The following is a 20866-nucleotide window of genomic DNA, read 5'->3' as shown; positions in this document are numbered from 1 at the left end:
ATCATAGGTGTTGTAACACCCCAGAGCTAACTGGAAGATCAATATTATTTGTTTACTCGATTTCGGCTAAATTTGCTCAATCTCTGATGATATTTCTATGAATGCACTTCGAGGATCTGCTGTGCTAAGTTCTACCACTTTACCTGTCCAGTCAATAGTAACGGGACTACCTGACAATAATCGTCTGCGGCTTTTTTCCGGTTCTGCCAATATAGCACTGTCGCAAGAAGTTGCTCGTTATCTAGGTATGGACTTGGGGCCAATGATTCGTAAAAGATTTGCGGACGGAGAACTGTATGTTCAAATCCAAGAATCTATTCGGGGTTGTGATGTCTATTTAATCCAGCCCAGTTGTCAACCCGTCAATGATCATTTGATGGAATTACTCATTATGATTGATGCCTGTCGTCGGGCTTCTGCACGCCAGATTACAGCAGTAATTCCTTACTATGGTTATGCTCGTGCTGACAGAAAAACAGCCGGCAGAGAATCTATCACTGCTAAGTTAGTTGCTAATTTGATTACTGAAGCAGGGGCTAATCGAGTTTTAGCAATGGATTTACACGCAGCCCAAATTCAGGGCTATTTCGATATTCCTTTTGATCATGTATATGGTTCACCAGTTATCCTGGATTATCTCATTAGCAAAGAATTACAGGATGTTGTGGTGGTTTCTCCTGACGTGGGTGGGGTTGCACGTGCCAGGGCATTTGCGAAAAAGTTAAATGATGCCCCATTGGCAATTATTGACAAACGCCGTCAGGCTCATAATGTGGCCGAAGTCTTAAATGTGATTGGTGATGTGAGAGGCAAAACTGCCATCTTGGTAGATGACATGATTGATACTGGCGGGACGATTGCGGAAGGGGCGAGGTTACTTCGTCAAGAAGGTGCAAGTCAGGTATATGCCTGTGCTACTCATGCTGTATTTTCTCCACCGGCAATTGAGCGATTGTCTAGTGGGGTGTTTGAGGAGGTGATAGTTACTAATACTATTCCCATCCCAGAGGCTAATCAGTTTCCCCAATTGGTGACGCTTTCTGTTGCTAATCTGCTGGGAGAAGCAATTTGGCGGATTCACGAAGATAGCTCTCTTAGTAGTTTATTTCGTTAATTAAGAAGTTATTATAGCGCTTGTCGTTAGGATGGGGTGGAATTTAGGGCGCAGGCCCTGCGCCCCTACTGTTAGATGAAGGATGAAAGTTGTTTTCGTTCTTCATTTTTTATAACTGGCTAATATTTCTAATTCGGAAACTACTCTTTCTAATTCTTCTACTAAAGGAGTAGGTTGATTTTTCTGAAAAGCATCTGCGAGAGAACGATAATACCAAAGTGTCCCTTCTTTGCCACCTTGAAAACGTTCCCAAACTGCATCACCAATCATGCGATAATCTTTGAGAATTGAGCGGACGTTATGGAGTTTGTCAGCAGCAGAAACTAGCAATACTTCTGGGGAAGCGGTGGAAATATGGGCAATATAAGCTTGTTTCCGGGGTTTCCAAGGAGGTTTAGGTGTGGTGTCTGCGTCTGTACAACCATCAACTATGGCGGTGACATGATCTCCAAATCGGCGGCGAATTTCTGCTCTGGTGGCTGCTCCACCTTGGTCTTCTATGGCATCATGTAATAATGCTGCGATCGCTTCATCTTCGTTAGCACCATATTCTAAGGCTATGCTGGCTACTCCTAGTAAATGGGTAATATAGGGAATATCCCCAGCTTTGCGTTTTTGGGTGGCATGGAGTTCGTGGGCGTAGGTAAGCGCTTGGGTAAATCTTTCTGATAGCATTTTTAGTTAGAGGTAATAGGCAATTAGTGATAATAGCTAATGGATGATAATCATTATTATTGAAAAAAGGCACGAACTCGGAAATTTTCAAAATTTCTGAATCCATAACCGAGCCGTTTAATTAATTTGAGTGGTTATTCATTACTTGATTATACTCAAACAACTTAGTTTTGCCAAACCTACTCAAACCAATCTTCACATCCCGGTAATTGTGATAAATAATTATCAATCATCTTTGCTAACTCTTTAGGTTGATATTCATAAGTTAACAACAAAAGATTTTCAGCAAAATCAATTAATTCTTTTCCTTGTAATCTTTGAGAAACTTGACTCGGTTTTAACGTTCCGCCAAAAATCTCCGCACTAGCGGGACGAATTGCCATTTCTACAGCTTCTGCTAAATATTCACACCATTCATCAGATTTAATATAATAAGATTTTTGATTATCTTTAACATTCAATTTAGAAATTTGAATCACAGAATCAGAAATTGAAGCAATCCAAGAATTAGTTAAACGCTGTTCAATCTGATTTTTAATCAGATGAATAACCAACTTCACTAAAAAAGCTTCTATTTTTCGCAAAGTTCCCTGTTTGCTCATATCCTCCAAATCATCAAGAATTTCTAAGGCATCATCATAACGCCCTTCTAATATAGTTTGTCTTAACTCCATTAATTCTTGCGTCATAGTTATTTTATTCTCCCTAGTTGCAGACATTAGTTGATCTTGTAGTTTTGATGTTCTATAATAACCCAGATTGCTAAATATCTAGCTAAGACTGGGAATGGGTAATAGGTAATCAGTCATAAAATCCCTATTTTTATCCTATTCATCCTTTAATCCTGGATATCCTGGTTCTGACATTTTCCTATCTATAAATTCTAGCGTTCCCTCTGCCAATTCCCCAACGTGCGCTAAAATCCTAATATCTTCATCCTCAACCAGACACGCAGCAGCCATCTACCATGCTTCAGTACCCCCACCTAGAAAAAGCCTTAAAACATCACTTTGGTTATGATCAATTTCGCCCTGGACAACGGCAAATTATCGAAGATGCACTGGAAAATCGTGATTTAATGGTAGTTATGCCCACAGGTGGGGGGAAATCTCTGTGCTTTCAATTACCGGCACTTTTGAAACCAGGTTTGACTGTGGTAGTCTCTCCATTGATAGCATTAATGCAAGATCAAGTAGAAGCACTGCGAACTAATAATATTTCTGCCACATTTCTGAATAGTAGTCTCAACGCCTATAAAGTTCGCTCTCGTGAAGAAGCGATCATGAATGGTAAAATAAAATTACTTTATGTCGCCCCAGAACGTCTTGTTAGTGACCGATTTTTGCCCCTTTTAGACGTAGTTAAGGAAAAAGTCGGGATTTCCACATTTGCTATTGATGAAGCCCATTGTGTCTCCGAATGGGGGCATGATTTCCGCCCAGAATATCGTCAATTAAGATTACTCCGCAAACGTTATCCTGATGTTCCCACAGTTGCCCTCACAGCTACCGCCACAGATAGAGTCAGGGCTGATATTATTGAACAATTAGGATTAAAACAACCAAGTATTCATATTGCTAGTTTTAACCGCCAAAATATTTATTATGAAGTCCGGGCTAAAAGTAACCGCGCTTACGCTGAATTATTAGAAATAGTTAGAGAAAATGAAGGTTCGGGAATTATCTATTGTTTGACTCGCAAAAAAGTTGATGAAATAACTTTAAAACTCCAAAATGACAAAGTTTCAGTTTTACCTTATCATGCTGGTTTAAGTGATGAGGAAAGGTCAAAAAATCAAACTCGGTTTATTCGAGATGATGTGCGAGTAATGGTAGCTACAGTTGCTTTTGGAATGGGGATTAATAAACCTGATGTCCGGTTTGTTGTGCATTCCGATTTACCCCGAAATTTAGAAAGTTACTATCAAGAATCAGGACGAGCCGGCAGAGATGATGAACCTTCTAAATGTACGTTATTTTTCAATTATGGTGATATTAAAACCATTGAATGGAGTATTAATCAAAAAACCGATCCTCAAGAACAATTAATAGCTAAACAACAACTAAGACAGGTAATTGATTATGCAGAAGGGACAGATTGTAGACGCACAATTCAACTAAGTTATTTTGGGGAAAGATTTCCCGGCAATTGTGGAAATTGTGATAATTGTCTTTATCCCAAACCTGTTCAAGATTGGACAATCGAAGCCATGAAGTTTTTATCTTGTGTGGCTAGATGTAAAGAAAGATTTGGAATGCTGCATATTATTGATGTTTTACGAGGCGGAAAAAATCAGAGAATTATTGTTAATAAACATGATCAACTTTCTACCTATGGAATTGGCAAAGATAAAACAGTGGATGAATGGCGAATGTTATGTAGATCATTATTACATCAAGGGTTAATAGAACAAACTGCTGATGGTTATTCCGTTTTAAAACTCAATGCTTTGAGTTGGGAAGTGATGCGAAAACAACGCACAGTTTCCATTGCTGTTCCTACAGTTAAAAAGATGACTTGGGAAGAGGGAAGTGGCAAATCCGCAGATGTGGAAGTTCTCATGCAAAAATTGCGATCGCTTCGTAAACAACTTGCAGACGAACAAGCAGTGCCACCCTACGTCATTTTCCATGATTCTACCCTCAAATTAATGGCACAAATGCAACCCAAAACCTTAGATGAATTTGGCAATCTCTCCGGCGTTGGTAGCCATAAATTATCTCAGTATGGCGAAAGATTTTTAGCAGAAATTCAAACCTATCGTCAAGAACAAGGTTTACCAGACAAGACAATTAATCGGGTCAATTATTCATCTTTCCCTAACTCACCCTCAGATACAGAATTAACAACTTTAGAATTATATAATCAGGGTTTAAGTATTGAAGAAATCGCCCAAAAACGCAACGTCAAAACCGCCACAGTTATCAGTCATATCTCCAATTTAATAGAAAAAAAACAGCCTCTAGATTTAACTCAATTAGTCCCTCTAGAACGCCAAAAGAGAATCTGGAACGTCTTAGAAATTGTGGGTGATATTGCCCTCACACCCATTCGGGAAAATTTAGGTGAAAGCTACAGCTTTGACGAAATTCGTTTAGTGAGGGCAAAATGGCGACGGGAAAAACAGAAATCTCTTAAAGATGATATTGAATTTTAGTTTTTAGTACATAAAACCAAAGATAGCAGCTTAGGTAAAACCAAACAAATAGCTGCATTGAATAGTGTGAAAAATAGACCATCAAATAAAGTCATAAATAACTCCCTTTTCCTTTTGTAAATATTGGTGATAACCACATCTTCATTTTGTCTGACAAACACTACATTTGAGCAACTTTGAATTTTTAAATCTCTTTGATATTACATAAGTAAATTAAATAGAAATCCAGTAAGGGCGCAGGCCCTGCGCCCAAAACCAATATATGCGCTAATACTCTCTTTAATTAGGAGAACATTGATTACAAAAACGCGGACTAAATTTACAAAATTGATTACCAGTTAATGCGTAGGCTGTACAATAGGGAAAACTCGTTATTCCCATCTTGGCAGGTTGGCAATCAGATACAATAGAAAGAGGTTGAGATTGTTGAGGTTTACGAACTAAAATTATAGACAGTAGCTTGGGTAAAGCTAAACAAGCCCCAGCATTGATGACGGTGAGCAATAATACATCCATCAAACCTATAGGGAATTACTCCCTGACGAAATTACATAGGAACAGTTTAGTTAGTCTTGGTTAGTCTTAAAATATATGGAAATGTAGTAAGACTTAACCATAGTGTTTAGTTTATATAAAATCAGTTTAGCATAGATTTTTGTATATGGAACGAGAATAATTCAGTAATTATTATCAATTAATGTGTAAGCTAAATATTAAATAGCGCTATTAATTGAATTTAACAGTAGCATTTATGACAAAAAAACAATCGGCAACTTCTTTCCTCAATAACATTTCTGCACAAGAAAGTCTGGCATTACAGAGTTTAGTAGATTACACAAATGTTGAGTCATTACCAGAAATTTGGACTTTAGCAGCAAAGAAATTTGAGAATATTATTGCTCTACATAATCCTCACTCTAAACCAGAAGTAAAAATTACCTATGGTCAGTTGTTGGATCAAATTCAAAGATTTGCGTCTGGTTTGCAGAAGTTAGGCCTCAATAACAACAATAGCGAAACTCTTCCCTATGGTGAACGGGTTTCCCTGATAGCTGATAATAGTCCTCGTTGGTTTATTGCTGATCAGGGTATTATGACTGCTGGAGCAGTAAATGCAGTCCGTAGTGCTCAAGCAGACCCAGAAGAATTGCTTTATATTATTTCCCATAGTGAGAGTACAGCATTGGTAATTGAGGATATCAAAACTCTAAATAAATTAGGGTCAGGTCTCAATGAATTACCGATTAAACTCGTAGTTCTACTTTCCGATGAAACACCACCCACAGAACTTAATTTTCAAGTAGTCAACTTTTCCCAGTTATTGGAAATTGGTAGCAAAAATACCCTAGCAGTAGTTAAACATGGCGAAGAAACATTAGCAACCCTAATTTATACCTCTGGAACTACGGGAAAACCCAAGGGTGTGATGCTATCTCACAAAAACTTGCTGCACCAAGTTAGAAACTTGGGAACAGTAGTACAACCAAGGAAAGGAGATATTGCCCTGAGTATTTTGCCTACATGGCATAGTTATGAACGCAGTGGTGAGTATTTTCTACTTTCTCAAGGCTGTACCCAAATTTACACTAATTTGCGTTCTGTTAAAGGGGATTTAAAGAAATTTAAACCCAATTATATGATTGCTGTTCCTAGGTTATGGGAATCAATTTATGAAGGAGTGCAAAAACAATTCCGCGAACAACCAGCCAAAAAACAAAGCTTAATCAAATTTTTACTGGACATGAGCCAGAAATATGTGGAAGCACGGCGTATTTCCCAGGGATTGAGTTTAAATCACGTTCACGCTTCATTTATTGAACGTTTCCAAGCCAAAATAGTAGAATTAGCTTTGTTACCACTCCATATACTAGGTGAAAAATTAGTTTATACTAAAGTGCGAGAAGCCACAGGTGGAAAAATTAAGCACGTTATTAGTGGTGGTGGGGCGCTACCTGGGTATATAGATAACTTTTTTGAAATCGTTGGTGTGGAAATTTTACAAGGTTATGGTTTGACAGAAACCTCACCAGTAACTAATGCTCGTCGTCCTTGGCGAAATTTACGGGGTTCTTCGGGGCAACCAATTCCAGGTACGGAAGTAAAAATTGTCCATCCTGAGACTCGTAAACCTGTACCAGTGGGAGAACGGGGTTTAGTGCTGCTCAAGGGTCCACAAATCATGCAAGGCTATTATCAAAATCCCGAAGCTACAAAAAAAGTTATAGATGGAGAAGGTTGGTTTGACAGTGGTGATTTGGGTTGGGTAACTCCTGAAAATGACCTAGTATTAACAGGGAGAGCAAAAGATACCATTGTTTTAACCAATGGGGAAAATATTGAACCTCAGCCCATAGAAGATGCTTGTTTGCGATCGCCCTACATTGACCAAATCATGCTAGTAGGACAAGATCAACGTAGCATTGGCGCTCTGATTGTTCCTAACCTAGAAGCCTTAGCAGCATGGAACCAATCTCAAAATCATACCGAAAAGATTGACTTAGAGAGTAGAATAGTCCAGGATTTGTTTCGTCAAGAATTAAATCGGGAAGTTCAAAACCGTCCCAGCTATCGAGCCGATGATCGTATTGGACCATTCAAACTCATTGAGGAACAATTCTCAATTGAAAATGGACTCATGACACAAACTCTCAAAATCCGTCGTCACGTTGTCACGGAACGATATTGCGATATTATTGACGCAATGTTTGCTAAATAATTTCCTAATTTTCCCCTAAATCTTGGGCGGGGAAACCCCGCCCCTACTGACTCCTCACCACACTACAAACTATTTAAGAGTGAACGTACAAATTTTATGGATGTCTCCAACCCCCAATTACTTTTAAAACGCCCGATTAATGTCAAAGCCATAGTTACTAGTCTCTGGAAAGAGGAAGTCCAACAGCAACTTCAAGCTCAGATTAATCAAGTTGACCAACAACTGCAACAACTAGACGTTGAAGGACAAAGAGCAATTAGCGCCATTCAAAAACAAAGTGTTCAACCACCAGGACCTCAAACACTCCAACAAATTGACAATATCCAACTGCAAGTCAATCAAAAGAAAAGTGAACTCCTAGATCAGAAAAACCAAATGCTGCAAAACCTCCAGCAAGTACAATTGTTGGAATTAGATCAAGAAGTTAACCAATTCCAAATGGAAAGCTTTTTCCGCATTGAACCAGGTGATAACTTGATTAGTAAAATGCAGGTAGAAGTTGTCCTCCGTGATGGCATCGTCGAAGAAATTCGCGGAGACATCTAAGTAGACAATGGGTAAATAGGTGATGGGTAATGGGTAATTGGTGATGGGCAATTGGTGAGAATCAAGATAAATATTCCCTATTCCCTGTTTCCTATTCCCTGTTCCCTCAGCATATAAATTTTTATCTAAAACCCTGTGATCAAGATACAATTTTAGCTAATAACAACTGTTAAAGTCCAATTCAAAAAATTTTGATTCTGAAACCACCATTATGAGCATTAACGAAGTATTTATGCCGGCGCTGAGTTCCACCATGACCGAAGGCAAAATTGTCTCCTGGGTCAAATCGCCTGGAGATAAAGTGGAGAAAGGCGAAACCGTGGTGGTGGTCGAATCAGATAAAGCTGATATGGATGTAGAAACCTTTTACGAAGGATATCTCGCCCACATCATTGTTCCCGCTGGTGAAACCGCCCCAGTTGGTGCTGCGATCGCTTATATCGCCGAAACAGAAGCAGAAATAGCCACAGCCAAGTCCCTAGCCAACGCAGATGGCGCGGATGCCCCTTCCACACCTGCCCCCACACCAGTTGCAGTTGCCGCAGTTGCTGCCCCTGTCACCGCATCTCAAAATGGTTCTAACCACCAACCGGGCAGAGTCGTAGTTTCACCCCGCGCCCGCAAACTAGCCAAAGAACTCAAAGTAGATTTAAATACCCTCACAGGTAGCGGTCCCTACGGTCGCATTGTCGCTGAAGATGTAGAAGTTGCAGTTGGTAAGGTTCAGCCAGTTACTACCCCCGTTGTCACTGCCGCACCAGCACCAGCATCAGCACCAGTAGTCGCCCCAACACCTGCGCCTGTAGCAGCACCAGCACCAGTCACCACACCAGCAGTTAGTAGTGCTGTTCCTGGTCAAGTAGTACCATTCACTACCTTACAAAATGCTGTAGTTCGGGGTATGGTAGCCAGTCTGTCCGTACCTGTATTCCGTGTTAGTTACACAATTAGCACCGACGGACTCGATAAACTTTACAAACAAATTAAGTCTAAAGGCGTAACAATGACCGCGCTACTAGCCAAAGCCGTAGCCGTGACATTGCAAAAACACCCTATCCTCAACGCCAGCTACTCAGACCAAGGAATTGTCAATCACCCGAATATTAACATTTCCGTCGCCGTAGCTATGGATGATGGTGGTTTAATCACACCCGTTTTACAAAATGCAGATGCAGTTGATATCTACTCCTTATCTCGCAACTGGAAATCCTTAGTAGAACGCGCTAGAGCCAAACAGCTACAACCAGCAGAATACAACAGCGGTACTTTCACCCTCTCCAATTTGGGAATGTTCGGTGTAGATACCTTTGATGCCATTTTACCACCTGGACAAGGTTCTATCCTCGCCATTGGTGCATCACGTCCCCAGGTAGTAGCCACAGCCGACGGCTTATTTGGTGTCCGTCAACAAATGCAAGTAACTGTTACCTGTGATCATCGCATCATTTATGGTGCTGATGCCGCCGGATTCTTGCAAGACTTAGCAAAATTGATTGAAACCAATCCTCAGTCTTTGACAATGTAAGCACTAATACTCAGATCCCCGACCTCTTGGAGAAGTCGGGGATCTATAAAAAATATAAACATATACAAATTCTAGATTCTAAGAACTAACATTAAAACAAACAATTAATTAAAAATTGGTGTGTTATGACCACTAAAAAAGAATTCAACAGCTTTGAAGAAATGCTATCTGGTTCAGATGTACCCGTATTAGTAGACTTTTATGCTGACTGGTGTGGACCTTGTCAAATGATGACACCTATTTTGGAAAAGGTTAATCTCCAATTGAAAGATCGGTTGCGGATTGTCAAAATTGATACAGAAAAGTATAAAGAATTAGCCAGCCGATACAGCATTGCGGCTTTACCAACCTTGGTACTATTTAAACAAGGACAGCCTGTAGATAAAATTGAAGGTGTTATGCAAGCTGAACAACTAGTACAACATCTACAAACAAAGCTTTAACATACAGCAGGAGTCAGGAGTCAGGAGTCAGGAGTCAGGAGGAAGAATTAGAAGAAGAGAAGAATAGTATTGAATCTGGTAAAGTGATAAGTTTTTGCTAATTTCAACCCTTATTCCTTGCACCTGATTCACCTTTTTCACCTTCAAACTTTCGATATATCTAAGTTTTAGCTTTATTAAGCAAGCCCTACTTAGTTACTGTTTTCAATTAGAGATGCCGAATTCTGCGTCTCTATGACAGCAGTTTTCTGTGTATTTATTCCTTTGTGCCTACCCTGCTGGATCTCTAAGAGAGATTGCGCGAAACAAAATCATGAAATTGATTCTGGAAAATCCACGCTATCTTGAATAAAGAAGATTCAAGGAGTGCATCTTTATCATGAAAGGCAAACAAGTTTTACTTACAGGTGGTACAGGGGGACTCGGTTTAGGTGTCACACCCGCCATTATAGCCCAAGGTGCAGATGTAACTATTCCTTATCGTAATCCTCAAGATGTAGAACGACTCAAAGGAATTATTTTCCCGGCAGATTTTGCGAGAATTCATTTTATTCCTGCTGATTTAGAAGATGAAGCATCAGTAGAGAAACTGGTCAGCCGCATGACAAAAGTGGATGTGTTAATTCATTTGGTTGGTGGTTTTTCGATGGGAAAAACTCACAAATACAGCTTTGATGATTGGAAACAGCAAATAGATTTAAACTTAAATACAACTTTTTTGACTTGTAAATATAGCCTTGAAAGTATGCTGGAAAATGGTTATGGGCGCATTGTGACTGTAAGTTCTCGCGCTGGTGCTGAACCTGCGGCAAATTTAGCGGCTTATTCTGCGGCAAAGGCTGGGGTGATAGCCTTAACAAAAGCGATCGCTCATGAAACCAAAAATACTAATATTACAGCTAATACCATTCTCCCCAGTATCATTGATACTCCCAGCAATAGAGCCGCTATGGGTGCAGAAAACGCTGACAAATGGGTAAAACCCGAATCTATCGCCAAAGTTATCTGCTTTTTAGCCTCAGAAGCAGCTATTGATCTTCGTGGTGCAGTCATTCCCGTTTATGGTAGCTTGTGAAGTAGACTCGACTGAGAAAGAGAACGGTTATGAGAGTGGTATCTGTTTGTTACTCAGCAGGTATCACTTGTAATTATTATTTAAAGCGATCGCAATTGACTTTTTCCCAGAATCTGCTGTAATCTTTCATTAAAACTGAGACTGTGCAAGTTCAGTTGAATAATCGAAATTTTCAAAGCTAAAATACAGGTATTACTTAACTACAACTTAGTATGAAATTCAATGTCACTATTGATCGAGACGAAGATGGTATCTGGATTATTGAATGTCCTAGTATTCCTGGTTGCATTAGTCAGGGAGCGACAAAAGAAGAGGCTTTAGATAATATTCAAGATGCAATTTCTGCTTGCTTACAAGTGAGGGCAGAAATGGGGTTGCCATTGACTATTGAAACTAAACAAGTAGAAGTCTTAGTATAGTTATGGCATCAAAACTACCTGTTCTGAGTGGACAAGAAATAGTTCGTACTTTTGAAAAACTAGGCTGGCGATTTGCACGCCAAAGTGCAAGTCATATCATTTTGGTTAAAGAAGGTGAAATGGTAACTTTGTCTGTGCCTGATCATCATGAGGTGGCAAAAGGGACTTTACGCGGACTGATACGAACTGCTGGGTTAACAGTAGAAGAATTTATTGCCGCTGTTTAAATATATGGTATGTATTATTTGTAGTATTAGCGATCGCTACACTGACCTTCGGATCGCCTCTTACAAAATCGAGAAAATGATTGTTGAGGCGATAGCGAAGCACTCCGTAGGAATCTCTTAGATTTACGGTAGAAACGTCCAAATTGCCTAACCAAAGAAGTTTTCATCCTGTTATCCTGATATGGCTTGCGCCACGCTACGCTATCAGACGCGTTTAAAATTTCATTAACTTACGCAACTGGCACATTGGTATAGTGCGTCAGACTACATAAATCCTGCAAATAAACAGATTTTTGATATCTGACACCCCCTACAACAGATTTTCAGTGTGACACTTGCGTAAGTCCTAATTTGTACAAAACAACCCATCAAAATAGTATTTTTATATACTCAAAATCAGTGATTACCGCCTCTTAACGTCTTTGTTAAAAAATAATTAAGTATTTATACTATTTTTAAGCACTTGTCGATCCTAAATAATAAGTTAGTAATAACAATACCTTTGCTAGTTTGCCAAATGTAGGTTTCAAGACTAATACAATCGTTAACCTATTAATGGGATGTCAGAGCTTTGGTGAAGGTATTGCAGCACAAAACATTACAACTCCTATTTTCTATAGGAGTCACAATATATGCTATTTCAATGCAAGCACATAAAAAAGTTACCTATTCCTTTGATTTTAAAAATATCTAGTAGCTTATGTGCATTATGCGGAGGAATTGTATTAGCATCAAAAACAATAATTAGTGGATATGGGTTTATTTTTTTAGCAATGAGTTCTAGTCAATTACTAGTAGCAAGTATTTTGCTAAAAGATAAAGTTATGATTTTTTACGCCGTTTCTGTCTTTGTATTTGTTGATTGTTTTGGAGTTTACAGATGGCTATTAAATTGACTACAAAAACTAAACCTAATCCTACTGTCAGCATTAGTAGTTACACTGATCAAGATACCTTAAAAAAAATTTATCAAACTCTCAAGGGAGATAAACAAGAAGATATTCCTTTCATTGTTTGGTTATTAGAAAATCCCAAAAGTTTCTGCAAATTTCCTGGACAAATAGACCTTTGTAGGCATGATTATTTACACATCTTACTAAATCGAAGATTTTCGCTAGATGATGAGGCTTTTCTTGTAGGTTTTACAATGGGTAATGATCTGAAAACTAATTCTGTGCATTGCCTAATTTTCAAAATAATATCAAAATACTTTTATCCCAAACATTATAGATTTACCGACAAACATCTTCAATCATTTAACTTGGGATTTATAGATGGCAGAAAAGTAAAAGTAAAAAACATTAATAATCTTGACTTTTCAATTTATGAGAATAAAAAAATATCTGAAATCAGAAAAATATCTGAAATCAGAAAAATACTAGGTCTAGATATGGTGATCCGATTTGATTGATGAATTTTTCGTAGAGGTAGGGAATAGGTAATAGGTAATAGGTAATAGGTAATGGGTAACTTTGGGATTAGCGATCGCTTTACAATGGGAGGTACGGATGAAATAGATAATCTTGACATATCTAATTCTTTATTATGTCAAAAATATATTGATTATTGAAACTAAATCGTTTAATTTTGTTATTTTACTTGCGAGTTTTATGTAAATATTTGCATAATCCAAACATTCTATAGTTCTTTCTACGGTATCTTTTTTCTTATTTTTATATGCTTTACCTACAAGCTGATAGATATCATGTAAATCCTGGGCTGGATGGGAGCGTAAAGTCATATCATCAATACAAGGGTCAAAGCCTACTCTTGATACTATAAAAGAGTTGGTCAGAATCGCATCAACACAGGTGAAGTGATTGCATTCAGATAAGAACCACGACTCAATTTCATTCACAGCCACCACAATTGCAGTGTTAGCAGGTAAAGGCGGAGTTACTTGGCGATTTCGTTTTACAGTACCATTTATCAACTCATTTTCAAATTGAGTTAAGTTCGTTTCTGGACATAGATTTTGCGGATAAAAATCTAATAGGCCTACTATTTGAGTATATCCTTGTAAAAATAATGTCTGATAGTTGTCTATAATTCTGGATCTTACACTGCTATCACCCCTACAATCGTGAATCAAAGCATAATGCTTAGGAGAAACTGAATTTGAAGCTGTTTTAGGATAAATATTTTTTGTAGGTCTTCTTCCATAACCTTGAAATTGCTCTAGCTCAACTGAAATATTTTTTTGTCCTGCTATTTCTATGAGTAGCTTATTGATAAAAAGCTGTTCTGTTTGTCCTTCAACAAAAAAAGCAATTTTTTTCATAGTTGTTCTTCAATTTCAAAATCTTCAATGTAGTATTCGTAAGATAAGAAATCAAAGTTATTAAGTCCTGTACGTTTAAATTCTTCAAAAGTTGATTTAGAATTTTGATAATTATAAAATAAAGATTTTTTGGGTATTCTTTGAATAACAGACCAATATTCCAAAGGAACTTTATTCATTACAAATCTATCATTTGTAGTCATGATAACTTGGATAGATGAATCTTTTATTTTCTCAATAATAAGTTCAATAAGGCTATTCGATCTATCATAATCCAATCCTTCTCCAATATCGTCAATTAAAATGCAACTTGGAGTCTTGCTTAATAGAGAATAATTGAGTTGCACAAGGAGTGATAAAGCTCTGAACATTCCCTGAGACATTTCTTTCTGATCTGTAATAGCTTCTAAATCCCTTTCTTGCACATTTAATCCATATACAGGAATAGGAAATTTTTTTAACTGACTTACTTCTATTTTTTGTAAATCGTATGAAATTGCTTTCATATCCTCAAGTATGGTATTCACAAATGAATCGGAAAATTGATTTTGCCCCATAACAAAAATTCGAGTTACCTCATCACCATCTTTTAAATCTACTTCTTCACTATCATATCTGACTAAATTTATATCTTTTAAAAAAGCATCTTTACCTAATGGAGTGCCAAAAGGATAGTAATTTAAGTTTTTCCCCCAAGAATATAACGTTTCAAAGAAAGAATGTTGTTTTTTATCTCTTTTTGATACAGCTAATACATCATCATCTGTCTCAAAAGCTAATTTTTCCTTAGCTCCCTCATACCAAAGAATCCCTTCAGTCCGGTTTAACTTTTCTACATTATTAACCGTTAAAATCTCCTGAATGATTTTCCCATCTTTGAAATCCAAATAGTATTGTATTTCTCCCTCATCACTATCGAACCTTAAATTATATTCAGTAGTTCCAAAGCCTAATGAATTAAGCCGAGATATTTGCACATCCCCACAAAACAGGTCTGCAATATGCCTTATGGCATTGATTGTTTTACTCTTGCCTGTTGCATTTTTCCCTACGATGAGATTCATACCACCGAAAGAGAGCCATTGTCCAAATTCGTTGTTTAGAGGTTTACCTTCAATTGACCACTCATCAGGTTGATTTTTAAAACGGGAAATCTTTATTTCTTTTAATTGCACTTTTTTCTTTCCCTATACTAGATAATTGACTTAAAACGCTTTAATCTTAATCTAAAAAATAGTTAAATTTTGGTGGATTGCTTGATTTTACACCAAAATGTAGAATATTAGCTGAGTAAGCGAAATGAACAAACTTTTTCATTTGGTCTAATTTGCTTTGCAGATCGCTCAGGTGAACTCCCATCAAATTAGAGTCCAACTGACCATCGCCCATTAAAAACACATCAAATCATTTGAGAGTATTTGTGGTTGTGTGAAATAGCGATCGCTACACTGACCTTCTGAATCGCCTAAGCTCCCATTGGAAGCCTTAATACCCAGTTTAAATTTCTAGATTTGTAGAGATTAAGATCATGGCGCGATAGCGAAGCGCTCCGTAGGAATCGCATATCTCTTGACGGTTGACTAGTTTGGCTAACTCATGGGGTTCATAGCGTCCTTCTTCAACCTCTGAGGAGGCGCGATCAACTGCTTCTGTATAAGCTTCAGAAATTGCTAGGCTTAATTCCTCGGTATTGAGGTATGTTCCGCCAGCTTTACGTCGCTGGTTTTTGGTTTGGATACCGCGTATAGAGTTGCGAATTGATAACTCCCACGATTTCGTGGTGCGATTTTCTGCTTTTTGCTTGATTAGATGTATGAGCAGAATTACTGCATAGCTACGAATGTTGTTGATTTTATCGTCTCTGCTCATTTCTTCCAATTCGTCAACAATTGCCAAAGCTCCAGTCATATCACCTTTAAGTAGTAATTCCCTTAACGTCAAAAGTTCTTCCATATCTTTAGTTATGTAAGAATGGGATATATTATATTATTGGATTGTTGACCTGATTTAGCACCAAGCTGAAAGCAGTATTATTATATCATAATAAATTTATAAAACACGCAACAGGAGACGAGTAACGCATGGGCAAGGTAGTTGGCATCGACTTGGGTACAACCAACTCAGTAGTCGCCGTCATGGAGGGTGGCAAGCCGGTGGTGATTGCCAATGCAGAAGGAATGCGAACCACCCCCTCCGTCGTTGGCTTTAGTAAAGAGGGTGAAAGGGTTGTGGGGCAAATGGCGAGGCGGCAAACTGTTCTCAATCCCCAAAATACCTTTTTTGCGGTAAAACGCTTTATTGGGCGCAAGTATGGCGAATTAAACTCAGATTCTAAGCGTGTTCCTTATACTATCCGCAAAGATGAAATTGGTAATATCAAGGTTGCCTGTCCCCGTTTAAATAAGGAATTTTCTCCAGAGGAAATTTCGGCAATGGTGCTGAAAAAATTAGCTGATGATGCTAGTCGTTATTTGGGTGAACCTGTGACTGGCGCTGTAATCACTGTGCCGGCTTATTTTAATGATTCCCAACGCCAAGCTACTCGTGATGCGGGCAGAATTGCGGGTTTAGATGTGTTACGGATTCTCAATGAACCAACAGCGGCTTCTTTGGCTTACGGATTAGATCGAGGTTACACAGAAACTATTCTCGTTTTTGATTTGGGTGGGGGAACTTTTGATGTGTCCTTGCTGGATGTGGGTGACGGGGTATTTGAAGTTAAAGCTACCAGTGGAGATACTCAACTTGGTGGTAATGATTTTGACAAAAAAATAGTTGATTGGTTGGCGGAACAATTTTTAGAAGCAGAGGGTGTAGATTTAAGACGCGATCGCCAAGCTTTGCAAAGATTAATGGAAGCCGCAGAAAAGGCTAAAATAGAACTTTCGGCAGTTAGTGTTACTGATATTAATTTACCCTTCATTACTGCCACAGAGGATGGGCCAAAACACCTAGAAACTCGGTTGACGCGATCGCAATTTGAAGGTTTATGTGTGGACTTATTGAGTAGAATCAGAACACCAGTTAAACGGGCTTTAAAAGATGCCGGACTTTCTCCTGTAGATATCGAGGAAGTTGTCCTCGTTGGTGGTTCTACGAGAATGCCTATGGTGAAACAGCTAGTTCAAGACTTAATTGGTATTGAACCTAATGAAAACGTCAATCCTGATGAAGTCGTCGCTGTGGGTGCTGCTATTCAGGGCAGTATTCTCGCTGGCGAACTTAAAGATATTCTTCTGTTGGATGTCACACCCCTATCTCTGGGCTTAGAAACCATCGGTGGTGTGATGAAAAAACTTATCCCCCGCAATACAACCATCCCAGTCCGTCGTTCTGACATCTTTTCTACTTCGGAAAATAACCAAAACAGTGTCGAACTTAATGTGGTTCAGGGCGAAAGGGATATGGCCGCAGATAACAAATCCTTGGGACGGTTTAAACTGTATGGTATTCCTCCAGCCCCCAGAGGTATTCCCCAAGTTCAAGTATCCTTTGATATTGATGCTAATGGGATTCTTCAGGTAACAGCCCTGGATCGAACTACAGGTAGGGAACAAAGCATTACTATTCAAGGCGCTTCGACTTTGAGTGAGTCAGAAGTTAACCGGATGATTCAGGATGCCCAAAAATACGCCGATGTTGACAGAGAAAGAAAAGAACGAGTTGAAAAACGTACCCGTGCTGAAGCGTTAATATTACAAGCAGAACGGCAATTGCGAGAAGTGGCTTTAGAAATGGGAATGCAATTTGCCCGTAACCGTCGTCAACGTATTGATAATATTTGCCGAAATTTACGGGAAAGTTTACAAGCTAACGAAGATCGGGGAATTGATCAGGCTTATGCTGATTTACAAGATGCTCTGTATGAACTGAATAGAGAAGTCCGTCAGTATTATGCTGAGGATGAAGATGAGGATTTATTTGGCGCTATCCGGGAAATCTTTGTGGGTGAAAAAGAAAGAGAACCGGAAAGGGATGTTTACAGAGATAACTATCGGCAACGAGATTCATCTAACCGCAGTGTTAACAGAGATTATGGCAACCCAGGTCGTTCTCCCAGTTATGAAAGTCGTCCCACCCGCAGCAAACGCCCCAGCTACCAGGATAATTGGGATGATGACGATGATTGGTTATAATTCGATTTTAGATTTTTAAATTGGGATTCATTCAATATTTTTCCCAATATTTGATTTGCAGGGTCAGTAACAAGTAGAAACACCACTGACAACTGACCGTATGGCTAACGCCACGCTACGCTATCGGCTGACGCTCACGGCGAAGCCACTGACCACTGACCACTGACATTTAAATATATGCAAAATTTGCAAAATTTTCGAGATTATTACGAGATTTTAGGAGTTTCTAAAGATGCCACAAGCGAAGAAATTAAAAAGGTTTATCGGCGTTTAGCTAGACAATATCACCCTGACCTGAATCCGGGGAATAAGGAAGCTGAGGAGAAATTTAAAACTATTGGGGAGGCTTATGAAATCCTTTCCGATTCTAGCAGGCGATCGCAATATGACCAATTTAGTCGCTATTGGCAACAAAACGGCTTTGCCGGCAATAAACAAACTCCCAAGCCTAAAGGTTGGGATAACCGCACTAACAGTCGTTCTAGTCAGGATGTAGACCCCAGCCAATTCAACGATTTTGAGAGTTTTGTCAATCAAGTAATTGGTGTCAGCAACCGCAAAGAACCCAAAAATGCTCCAGGAAATACCACCCCCAGCGACCCATTTCGCACTCCCAGAACTAAAGTAGCCTACACTGTCAATACTCCACCCCGTAGCACTCGCAGGGATATCGAAGCCAGATTAACTTTGCCACTGGAAAAAGCTTATCAAGGCGGTAATGAAAGGATAAGATTAGAAGATGGGCGATCGCTCGAAGTGACTATGCCCCCAGCTATGGTGACAGGACAAACTATCCGCCTCCGCAATCAAGGGATTAGTGGTGGTGACTTATACCTAAAAATTACCGTTGACCCTCATCCATTATTTAAACTTGAAGGCTCTAACATCTTTTGTCAAGTACCTGTAACTCCTTGTGAAGCAACATTAGGTGGACAAGTTGAAGCACCTACCCTTGATGGTCCAGTAAAAATGACCATTCCCCCTGGTGTTCGGTCTGGGCAAAGATTCCGGCTTGGTAATAAAGGCTACCCAGTTGAAAACGGTCAACGTGGTGATCAATTAGTAGAAATTCAGATAGTAACTGCCAAAAATATTACTCCCCAAGAACGGGAACTTTATGAAAAATTGCGAGAAATAGAAACTTTTAAACCCCGTGCTGATTTTATTTAACAATAAAACAAACTACAGAAGAAATAAAAGAAATCGGTTTCTCCACAGATGGCTCAGATCCAGAGTGGGTAGAGAATTTTAGATTCCTGGATCTGTTACCATGAAAATAGATCCTCCACTAACTTGCAGCTATGACCGTCACCCAAAATATTGAACCCGGTTTAGATGTAATATTTCCTCCAAGTAATCTAGAAAGTGACGAACCCCCTTTGGAATCATCTTTACATCTACAACAAATGCTACTACTAATCCAATGTCTCAATTGGTGGTGGCGAGATATAAATAAAATTAATAATTATTTTGTTGGCGGGAACATGACTGTTTATTATAGTCCTCGGCAAATTAAAACCAAAGATTTTCGTGGACCAGATTTTTTTCTAGTGCTGGATACAGAAAACCGCGATCGCAATAACTGGGTAGTTTGGGAGGAAGATGGTAAATATCCTAACCTCATTATAGAATTGCTTTCTCCCTCCACTGCGTCCACTGATAAAGGGTTAAAAAAACAAATTTATCAAGATATTTTCCGCACACCTGAATATTTCTGGTTTAATCCGCAAAATTTAGAATTTGCTGGTTTTATCTTGTTTGGTGGAACATATCAACCCATAGAACCCAATCCTCAAGGTTTATTATGGAGTCAGCAACTAAATTTATATTTGGGTGTCCATGACGGTAAATTGCGTTATTTTCTGCCAGAAGGACAATTAATGCTAACACCAGAAGAATATGGAGTAGAAGCAACTCGACGTGCAGAACAACAAACCCAACTCGCAGAACAACAAACCCAACTCGCAGAACAACAAACCCAACTCGCAGAACAACAAACCCAACTCGCAGAACAACAAACCCAACTCGCAGAACAACAAACCCAACTCGCAGAACAACAAACCCAACTCGCAGAAGAAGTAAGCCAACGTGCAGAACGTTTAGCAGCCAAACTCAGAGAATTGAATATTGACCCTGACATTTTATGAAATAATACACTTTGTGTAAGTTGGGTTGACCCAAGGAAACCCAACATTTAGAATATTCAATTAATTTTTCACTGAAGACTTAGAACTGATTATTTTTGATGAAACATCAAACTTAACTATCTCACAAAACCATTAAAATCATTCCTAATTTATGGAGTGCCTAAAATTGAATATTAATAGTATCAGAAAACCAATCATCATTAATTAACTGTTCTAAAGTATAAGGACATTGCTCAGGAAAAGTGTTTTTCTTTAATCCTGTTTTTGCTATCACATACTTAATAGCTTTTTGATAATTATTTTCTTTTTCTTCGTTTAGGTGTTTTCTTAAATTCCTAGTCATATCTGTTGTAACTGTTCACACTCCCCCACTAAAAAGGAATTAGGAAGTAACAGGGATAGGAG

At 38.7% G+C, this 20866-nt stretch carries 22 protein-coding genes and 1 pseudogene; 13 read left to right on the top strand and 10 right to left on the bottom strand.

What is annotated here, in order from left to right:
• The first annotated feature begins 97 nt into the window (after positions 1-97).
• A complete protein-coding gene (locus FJR05_RS07485) occupies positions 98-1114 on the top strand; it encodes a ribose-phosphate pyrophosphokinase (RefSeq protein WP_168643542.1) in 1017 nt (338 codons plus the stop codon).
• 102 nt (positions 1115-1216) lie between these two features.
• On the opposite strand, the gene FJR05_RS07480 is transcribed toward FJR05_RS07485, so the two are convergent.
• The 4 genes and pseudogenes from FJR05_RS07480 to FJR05_RS27600 form a co-directional block, all read right to left on the bottom strand.
• Positions 1217-1789 carry an HD domain-containing protein gene (locus tag FJR05_RS07480; RefSeq protein WP_168643541.1) on the bottom strand — a complete coding sequence of 191 codons (573 nt, stop codon included), beginning with the start codon at positions 1787-1789 and terminating at the stop codon, positions 1217-1219.
• Positions 1790-1845: 56 nt separating this feature from the next.
• Positions 1846-1917: pseudogene (locus FJR05_RS27895) on the bottom strand (hypothetical protein); the annotation flags it as partial.
• Positions 1918-1968: 51 nt separating this feature from the next.
• Complete coding sequence (locus tag FJR05_RS07475; protein ID WP_168643540.1) at positions 1969-2478, bottom strand: DUF29 family protein; 510 nt, start codon at positions 2476-2478, stop codon at positions 1969-1971.
• 138 nt (positions 2479-2616) lie between these two features.
• Complete coding sequence (locus tag FJR05_RS27600) at positions 2617-2751, bottom strand: hypothetical protein (RefSeq protein ID WP_256376180.1); 135 nt, start codon at positions 2749-2751, stop codon at positions 2617-2619.
• Positions 2752-2756: 5 nt separating this feature from the next.
• Between FJR05_RS27600 and recQ the strand changes: the two genes are divergently transcribed.
• The gene (gene recQ, locus FJR05_RS07470) at positions 2757-4946 is read left to right on the top strand and encodes a DNA helicase RecQ (RefSeq protein WP_168643539.1); all 2190 of its coding nucleotides are present in this window, start codon (positions 2757-2759) and stop codon (positions 4944-4946) included.
• 279 nt (positions 4947-5225) lie between these two features.
• Here the strand turns inward: recQ and FJR05_RS07465 are convergent, their stop codons facing one another.
• On the bottom strand, positions 5226-5462 hold the full coding sequence (locus FJR05_RS07465) for a hypothetical protein (RefSeq protein ID WP_168643538.1): 237 nt from the start codon (positions 5460-5462) through the stop codon (positions 5226-5228).
• Positions 5463-5697: 235 nt separating this feature from the next.
• On the opposite strand from FJR05_RS07465, the gene FJR05_RS07460 reads away from it, so the two are divergent.
• From FJR05_RS07460 to FJR05_RS07430, 7 genes are all read left to right on the top strand, one after another.
• Entirely contained in the window at positions 5698-7662 is a 1965-nt protein-coding gene (locus FJR05_RS07460; protein WP_168643537.1) for a long-chain fatty acid--CoA ligase, read from the top strand.
• 96 nt (positions 7663-7758) lie between these two features.
• Complete coding sequence (locus tag FJR05_RS07455; protein WP_168643536.1) at positions 7759-8208, top strand: YlqD family protein; 450 nt, start codon at positions 7759-7761, stop codon at positions 8206-8208.
• 211 nt (positions 8209-8419) lie between these two features.
• Positions 8420-9733 carry a dihydrolipoamide acetyltransferase family protein gene (locus FJR05_RS07450; protein ID WP_168643535.1) on the top strand — a complete coding sequence of 438 codons (1314 nt, stop codon included), beginning with the start codon at positions 8420-8422 and terminating at the stop codon, positions 9731-9733.
• A gap of 125 nt (positions 9734-9858) precedes the next feature.
• Entirely contained in the window at positions 9859-10176 is a 318-nt protein-coding gene (gene trxA, locus FJR05_RS07445; RefSeq protein ID WP_168643534.1) for a thioredoxin, read from the top strand.
• Between the two features lie 379 nt (positions 10177-10555).
• Positions 10556-11251 carry a 3-oxoacyl-ACP reductase FabG gene (gene fabG, locus FJR05_RS07440; protein WP_168643533.1) on the top strand — a complete coding sequence of 232 codons (696 nt, stop codon included), beginning with the start codon at positions 10556-10558 and terminating at the stop codon, positions 11249-11251.
• Positions 11252-11463: 212 nt separating this feature from the next.
• Positions 11464-11670, top strand: a complete 207-nt coding sequence (locus FJR05_RS07435; protein ID WP_168643532.1) for a type II toxin-antitoxin system HicB family antitoxin — start codon at positions 11464-11466, stop codon at positions 11668-11670.
• Positions 11671-11672: 2 nt separating this feature from the next.
• Complete coding sequence (locus FJR05_RS07430) at positions 11673-11897, top strand: type II toxin-antitoxin system HicA family toxin (protein WP_168643531.1); 225 nt, start codon at positions 11673-11675, stop codon at positions 11895-11897.
• Here FJR05_RS07430 and FJR05_RS07425 read toward each other — a convergent pair.
• Entirely contained in the window at positions 11881-12039 is a 159-nt protein-coding gene (locus FJR05_RS07425) for a hypothetical protein (RefSeq protein ID WP_168643530.1), read from the bottom strand. The genes FJR05_RS07430 and FJR05_RS07425 overlap by 17 nt on opposite strands.
• 738 nt (positions 12040-12777) lie before the next feature.
• Here FJR05_RS07425 and FJR05_RS07415 point away from each other — a divergent pair.
• On the top strand, positions 12778-13308 hold the full coding sequence (locus FJR05_RS07415; protein WP_168643528.1) for a hypothetical protein: 531 nt from the start codon (positions 12778-12780) through the stop codon (positions 13306-13308).
• 132 nt (positions 13309-13440) lie between these two features.
• On the opposite strand, the gene FJR05_RS07410 is transcribed toward FJR05_RS07415, so the two are convergent.
• From FJR05_RS07410 to FJR05_RS07400, 3 genes are all read right to left on the bottom strand, one after another.
• On the bottom strand, positions 13441-14178 hold the full coding sequence (locus tag FJR05_RS07410) for a DUF4276 family protein (protein ID WP_168643527.1): 738 nt from the start codon (positions 14176-14178) through the stop codon (positions 13441-13443).
• Entirely contained in the window at positions 14175-15353 is a 1179-nt protein-coding gene (locus FJR05_RS07405; protein WP_168643526.1) for an ATP-binding protein, read from the bottom strand. The genes FJR05_RS07410 and FJR05_RS07405 overlap by 4 nt, the downstream gene beginning before the upstream one ends.
• A gap of 322 nt (positions 15354-15675) precedes the next feature.
• Positions 15676-16131, bottom strand: coding sequence for a DUF29 family protein (locus FJR05_RS07400; protein ID WP_168643525.1), 456 nt, complete (start codon positions 16129-16131; stop codon positions 15676-15678).
• A gap of 128 nt (positions 16132-16259) precedes the next feature.
• On the opposite strand from FJR05_RS07400, the gene dnaK reads away from it, so the two are divergent.
• From dnaK to FJR05_RS07385, 3 genes are all read left to right on the top strand, one after another.
• Positions 16260-18314 (top strand): molecular chaperone DnaK, encoded by a 2055-nt coding sequence (dnaK, locus tag FJR05_RS07395; protein WP_168643524.1) that lies wholly within the window; start codon positions 16260-16262, stop codon positions 18312-18314.
• Between the two features lie 177 nt (positions 18315-18491).
• A complete protein-coding gene (locus tag FJR05_RS07390; RefSeq protein WP_168643523.1) occupies positions 18492-19484 on the top strand; it encodes a DnaJ C-terminal domain-containing protein in 993 nt (330 codons plus the stop codon).
• A 131-nt stretch (positions 19485-19615) separates the two neighbouring features.
• A complete protein-coding gene (locus FJR05_RS07385) occupies positions 19616-20461 on the top strand; it encodes a Uma2 family endonuclease (RefSeq protein ID WP_168643522.1) in 846 nt (281 codons plus the stop codon).
• A 160-nt stretch (positions 20462-20621) separates the two neighbouring features.
• Here the strand turns inward: FJR05_RS07385 and FJR05_RS07380 are convergent, their stop codons facing one another.
• A complete protein-coding gene (locus FJR05_RS07380; RefSeq protein WP_254446792.1) occupies positions 20622-20804 on the bottom strand; it encodes a DUF29 family protein in 183 nt (60 codons plus the stop codon).
• Between the last annotated feature and the right edge of the window lie 62 nt (positions 20805-20866).

It is taken from the genome of Dolichospermum sp. UHCC 0259 (assembly GCF_009711935.1).
Lineage (GTDB): Bacteria > Cyanobacteriota > Cyanobacteriia > Cyanobacteriales > Nostocaceae > Dolichospermum.
The sequence above is the reverse complement of the archived record's forward strand: the minus strand, read 5'-3'. Positions and strand labels throughout refer to the sequence as shown.